The sequence below is a fragment of the Streptococcus australis genome, from assembly GCF_019930045.1.
Lineage (GTDB): Bacteria > Bacillota > Bacilli > Lactobacillales > Streptococcaceae > Streptococcus > Streptococcus australis_D.
In genome coordinates, this window is record NZ_JAHZQQ010000025.1 from 22,070 (window position 1) to 28,380 (window position 6,311).

Annotated in this window: 2 protein-coding genes; both read right to left on the reverse strand. The window is 43.2% G+C overall.

Features of this window, described 5'->3' with window-relative positions:
* Nucleotides 1–51: 51 nt before the first annotated feature.
* On the reverse strand, nt 52–4,791 hold the full coding sequence (locus K1J10_RS06150) for an endo-beta-N-acetylglucosaminidase (protein WP_223356225.1): 4,740 nt from the start codon (nt 4,789–4,791) through the stop codon (nt 52–54).
* 228 nt (nt 4,792–5,019) lie between these two features.
* On the reverse strand, nt 5,020–6,030 hold the full coding sequence (gene gap, locus K1J10_RS06155) for a type I glyceraldehyde-3-phosphate dehydrogenase (RefSeq protein WP_006595530.1): 1,011 nt from the start codon (nt 6,028–6,030) through the stop codon (nt 5,020–5,022).
* Nucleotides 6,031–6,311: the final 281 nt, after the last annotated feature.

Below are 6,311 nucleotides of genomic sequence, written 5' to 3' on the forward strand. Positions count from 1 at the left end.
GGTTTACGATTCATCGTGACCTTTTCAGTCAGTATAATGACTCTTAAAAAGTTACTCTTCTTTCTTCTTACCAGCCAAGAGGAAGCCTCCAAGCGCTGCTAAAAGAACAGCTTCAGCTGCAAAAGTAGCTTCCAAACTTGCTGTTGTTGGCAACTTATCAGATGAAGTTGGGTGACTTTCCTCTTTGACCTCTTGACTTTCCCCTTCTTCTTGCGTCTGTTCTTGATGTTGACTTACTAATTGGTCAATCTTTTGATCCACGAGGCCCGCATGGCCTACTGATAAAGTCTTTTGCTCAGTTGGACTTGGCTGAACTGGTTTCTTAGGATTCTCACTTGGCTCTAGTGGCTGATTTGGCTGGATCGGTTGATCCGGTTTAGATGGTTCCTCTGGCTGAATCGGTTGATCTGGTAGGACTGGACTTGGTGTCTTATAGACAATCGCATAGTGGGTAAAGTGAGGGGCGGTAAAGATAACCACATCTCCCACTCGTTCAAATGCCAAGGATTGAGGAGCGTGTCCTTCAGGAAGATAGAGCACTTGTTCCACTTCTTTATCCTTATCCACAGGGATCTTCACAAGTGATGGGTGCTGCGTATCGACATTTTGGCCACTTGCATCGACTCCCTCGATATCAAAGATAGTCGCTTCTCGTCCCTTCAGTTCTTCTTTTTCTGTCTGATTGGCTTCAACTTTTGCGACTTTTAGTCCTTTGACAACGGTTGGCTCTAAGTTGGAGAATTGAACTTCGACTCCAGTCTCAGGGTCTACAAAGACAGCTGGCTTATCTTCTTTCAGGAGTGCAATCAAGGTCTCTAGACCTGTTTTTGCAGTCCCAAGCGCTTCAGGAGTCAAATCAGAAGAAGCTAAAAGCTCTTTATTTTTCTCAACCAGTGCCTGTAAAGCATCACCAGAAGGATGATTTGGCTTGCTTGCTAATAGAGCAGTCGCTTCCTCTGTCAGAGCAGAAAGAGCGTCTTTCTCTTTGACTAGATTAGCTTGTCCATCCAAGGCTTTCAAGAGAGCGGTCAATTGGTTCAACTGATCATTGACTTGATCTTGTGTGCTGGTATCATGCTCTTTCAAGACTTTTTCAGAAGCAGCCATTCCAGCCAACAAGGCTTCTTTGACTTCAGGAGTGGCAAATGTAAAGTCTACTTTGGCTTTTGCAGCTTCAGCTTCAGCCAATTTTTGCTTAAGGTATTCATCGTTGAGAGCTGGTTTTGGATTCACGAGGACATCAAAGCTTGTGCTAGCTCCTTTGTAATGGATGGTGATGGTTTGACGGCCTTCCTTGCTTGCATCAAAGCCAGTTACTTCCACCCCTTCATCGCTCAAGGCGTGCGTTTCAGTCGTTTCATCTTCAAAGACGACTGTAAAGCGTCCGCCTTCTTTTTCAAATGCTTCTCCGACGATATATTCTACCTTCGGTTTTTCTGTCAATTCAAGACCAGCAACTGCTTTTTCACCTGCTTCTTCTGCACTGACCACAAAAACAGTGAGAGTCTTATCCAATTTCTGACCAAGGTAAGAAACTTCTAGGTGTTGTTCTCCAAGCTTGCTACTGTCAAAGCCAAGAATCTCTACACCTGAGTTGGTGAGGTTGACTAGTTGATCTGCTTGGCCATCTTTATAATGAACACGGATTGTTGCTCCTTTCAAGGAAAGAGCATCCCCTTCCCGGTAAACCTTCTTAGCTAACCCTTCTTCTAATTGAACTCCACTAATTTCTTTATCATTTTTTGGAACTTCTATCGCTAGAACATTACTGATATCTTTACCAGGTTCTTGTGCACGATAGTAGAGAAGAGATGGGGTTGATTCAAAAGCCAGTGGTTTAAAGATCAGATTTCCAGCTTGATCGGCTGTCATGGTCGCAATTGGACTGGTCGCTTCTTTATCAGCATAAAGAGTTAGTGTGGTGTTGGCTGGAACATCTTTGAAGCCGACTTGGACAAAATGATTGCCTAAGTTTTGCGCTGCAGCATTTTTCATTGGGATGTTGACCGTTTCAGTATCCAGACTTTCATACATCTTCCAGTTGTAAATCCGGATGGCTTGCCATGGGGTTCCGTTATCTGCCGTAATGACATGAAGACGCCAATCTTGGGCCTTGATCGGATGGTCGAGTGTAATATCAGACACATGGGCTTTATTGCCACGAACTTCTTTAGCGAGCTTCCATTCACCCGCTTCATCCTTGTAGTAAAGGTCAAAGTCACGGGTATTCATCTTGCCATCATCGACAGACTCTCCGCCAGCACCTGCATGGTCCATGACCCAACGAACAATGGTCCGAGGTTGCGTCAAGCGAATATCGACAGTTCCATTCAATTGAGCCGAAGACCATTTATCCGAAAGACTGGTAATGGTACCATTCAACATCCCCTCGATGCCTTCACTACCATCTGCATCTGGGAAACTTGAACCGATGACTTTGGCTCCGATGACCACGTTTGGTGCTAGGGCTTTTGGAAGACTGGTATCTGATACTGTCATGCCCCAATCAAAGGCTACAGTACCTGCATCTGAACGTTGACCGTTCTTCCCAACAGCAACTACCTTGAGTTCCTGGGTGGTCCCTTCAGCACTTGCTGAACGACTAACTTTTGGAAGATAGACGGTTGTAGCAGAAGAACCTGTTAAGAGACGCCAGTTATCGCCATCTTTCTCATAGACTTCATAGTAATCTGCATCTGCAACTCCCTTAAAGTTTAGGACTGCTTCTGCTTCTTGCGCATTTTGCAGGCGTTTGCCTTTCACGGTTACTTCAGAAGGCGCAGCTGGTTTTTCTTGGTTCGACGTAATCGACAACTGACCGAGATTAAATTTGTAGTCTTTGACATCTGCATCATGGTCAAAGAAGAATTTAATCGCATAAATGGTCTTGCCAGCTAGGTCTCCCAAATCAAAGGTTTGAGTCGACCAATCTGCGCTTGGCGTCAATTCTTTCCATACATATTCGGAGTAGTCTTCTTTTGTAGCAGCTGCTACCCAAGCAGCTGCACCGACTCCACCCTTGTGAGAGACACTTAATTTTGTCGTTTCTGACACAGGAATCTTGGTCGAATAGAGCATGACATTCTGGCTACTATTAGCTTTCAAATCCCCTTCAAAGGTTAAAGAGTTCCCACCATTGTAGGCTTGATCAAAATCATAGCGCCCTTTCAATGGCGTACTATCTTCACTATGCTCCACCCACCAACGCCATGTTGGAAGGTAGCCAGAGACAGAACGGTAGTTCCATTCGCCTTCTTTAGAAATCTTGCCGTCTACGAACCAATGTTTGCCGTGGCCTGTATTAAAGGATGTATTAAAATCAGCACTTGTAATTGGAGTTTTATCCACTACTAGATTGGACATGCCGTACCAAGATTGGTCTGCTGGCTTCCCTTTAGTCGGATCCCCTTGGAAGCCTGTCCAGAAGAGATCTTCGTGAGTATGATAACCTTCTCCCGTTTTTCCTAGACCCGTAATGGTATCTGGCGCATAAAGACCAAGAGAAAGGCGCAACTTGCCATGTTCATCTAAAATCGCATTCCAGTCCACATTGGTCTTATAAGAGCCCCCTTTTTGGAGCTCCAGTCCTGCTAAAACATCATAAGGATTGCGCTGAATCCATTTGGCTGTGCTGATGGAATAATCGACTTCTGATTTGCCCCAGTTAAAGTTGGCAAAGAAGGTATCAACTGGATTTTCTCCATTTTCAGGTTGCATGAAATTGTAGTTGTACTCACCCAGTGCATTTTCGTGGTAGCGACCATATTCATAAGTCATGGCATCATACCAAGAGTACTTGATCGGATAGTTGAGGCTCTTCGCATACTCCTTAGTATAAAGAAGGAAATCTCTTAATTTTGGCCCCAAAGGCTCTACTAGGTTCCCTGTTGTTTCTTGGTTGATAAAGTAACCATCAAAGCCGTAATACTTAGCTAGTTCAACTAATTTTCGGGCAATCGGGAAGGTCTTTGACCCTTCGCTATCTTCTTTCAAGGTTTCTGCAAAGCGCTCTTGATCCTTGATGCTACTTGACCAGTTGTAGAAGAGAGTTCCATAAATAGGCACCCCATTTCTATGAGCAGCATCAATCACGTCTGCTGAAGGGACAAGTCCTTCCCAAAAGACCATAGAATCCAAATATTGCCAGTAGTCAAAAGCATAAGCCTTAAACTCTTCCCCACCGACGGAAGCATGATCCTTAGCCTTTGAGTTCATGTTAGAAAGGGCTTGGATCTTTGCATCTGGGTTGGCTTGCTCGTTGATTTGCTTCCCTTGAAAACGGCTAGCTAGGGGAACACTTGCTCGGTTCAAATCATCATCTACTCGTTTACCAGGTTCCCATTTCAACAAATCATCCCAAGTATCAAACTTGACCTCTTTCGGTCTTAATTGTTTTTCTTCATTGGTTGGTAAATCTTCCACTTTTTCTGCAGCTACTTTTGGTTGTTCCGTCGCTGAAACGACTGGAGTATCTGTCGTCGTCGGGCTAGCTTCTGTGCTAGCAGGACCAGCCTCTGTCGTAGCTGGAGTTGCCTCCTCAACTGGTTTTGCTGTTTCTGCAGTTGGCAAAGCAGCATCTGCAGTGTAGACTCCCGCTTCTCTGATCAAACGATTGACATCTTCCGTATTTGCTGTGGAAGCTTCTAAGGGTTGTTCATTAGTCGCATGCGTCTCATCTGCTGAGACTACCCCCGTTCCTAAAAATGCCAATCCAATCAATGCAGAACAAACTCCTACACTGAATTTTCGGATACTAAAACGTTGTTGTTTTTCAAATTGATGACCTTTCATCTTGACCTCCATCTTATTTTACTGATTTCCAATCTCCTAAAACACTCCTCCTTCACTCGCGTGCAATCGCTTACATTTTTTTGAATTGGAAATCTTCACTCAGATTTAGTTTACCCCTTTAAAGAGAGGTCTGTCAATTCATTTTAGCAAATCCTATAATAAGGTGAGGAGGAACTAAAAAAAGTACAAAAAAAGAGGAGGTTACCCTCCTCTCATCATACAGATGAATTATTTAGCAATTTTTGCGAAGTATTCAAGAGTACGAACAAGTTGTGCAGTGTAAGACATTTCGTTGTCATACCATGAAACAACTTTAACCAATTGTTTACCGTCAACGTCAAGAACTTTAGTTTGAGTTGCGTCAAACAATGAACCGTAAGCCATACCTACGATATCTGAAGATACGATTGGATCTTCTGTGTAACCGTATGATTCGTTAGCTGCTGCTTTCATAGCTGCATTTACTTCATCAACAGTAACGTTCTTTTCAAGAACTGCAACCAATTCAGTAACTGATCCAGTTGGAGTTGGAACACGTTGTGCAGATCCGTCCAATTTACCGTTCAATTCTGGGATTACAAGACCGATAGCTTTAGCAGCACCAGTTGAGTTAGGAACGATGTTAGCTGCACCAGCGCGAGCACGACGAAGGTCACCACCACGGTGTGGTCCGTCAAGGATCATTTGGTCACCAGTGTAAGCGTGGATAGTAGTCATCAATCCTTCTACAACACCGAAGTTATCTTGAAGAGCTTTAGCCATTGGAGCCAAGCAGTTTGTAGTACATGAAGCACCAGAGATAACTGTTTCAGTACCATCAAGAATGTCGTGGTTAGTGTTAAATACAACTGTTTTAACGTCATTTCCACCAGGAGCAGTGATAACAACTTTCTTAGCTCCACCTGGGTGCAAGTGTTTTTCAGCAGCTTCTTTCTTAGCAAAGAAACCAGTTGCTTCAAGAACGATTTCTACACCGTCGTTAGCCCAGTCGATTTGTTCTGGATCACGTTCAGCAGAAACTTTAACGAATTTACCGTTAACTTCGAATCCACCTTCTTTAACTTCCACAGTACCATCGAAACGACCTTGAGTTGTGTCATATTTCAACAAGTGTGCAAGCATAACTGGATCTGTAAGGTCGTTGATGCGAGTAACTTCAACACCTTCTACGTTTTGGATACGACGGAAAGCAAGACGACCGATACGACCGAAACCGTTAATACCAACTTTAACTACCATTCGTGATTTCCTCCTTATGAAAATCAAAAAATTTTTTATGTGAAAAGAGTAACTTGATAGGTTACAAATCATCTTTCAACAATATTATTATATACTTTCTTCCCCTAAAATGCAACTGATTTCATTAGGATTAGAAATATTACACAAACTTTCATATTCATTTTCACTAACTCTTATGAGGAAGGGGTCTTAAGTTCTTTTCGAAGATAAATTGCAAGAATAAGTGCAACATTTACTTGAACTCATCCTCTAGAGCTTCACAAGCAGTTCTGTAAGCTAAA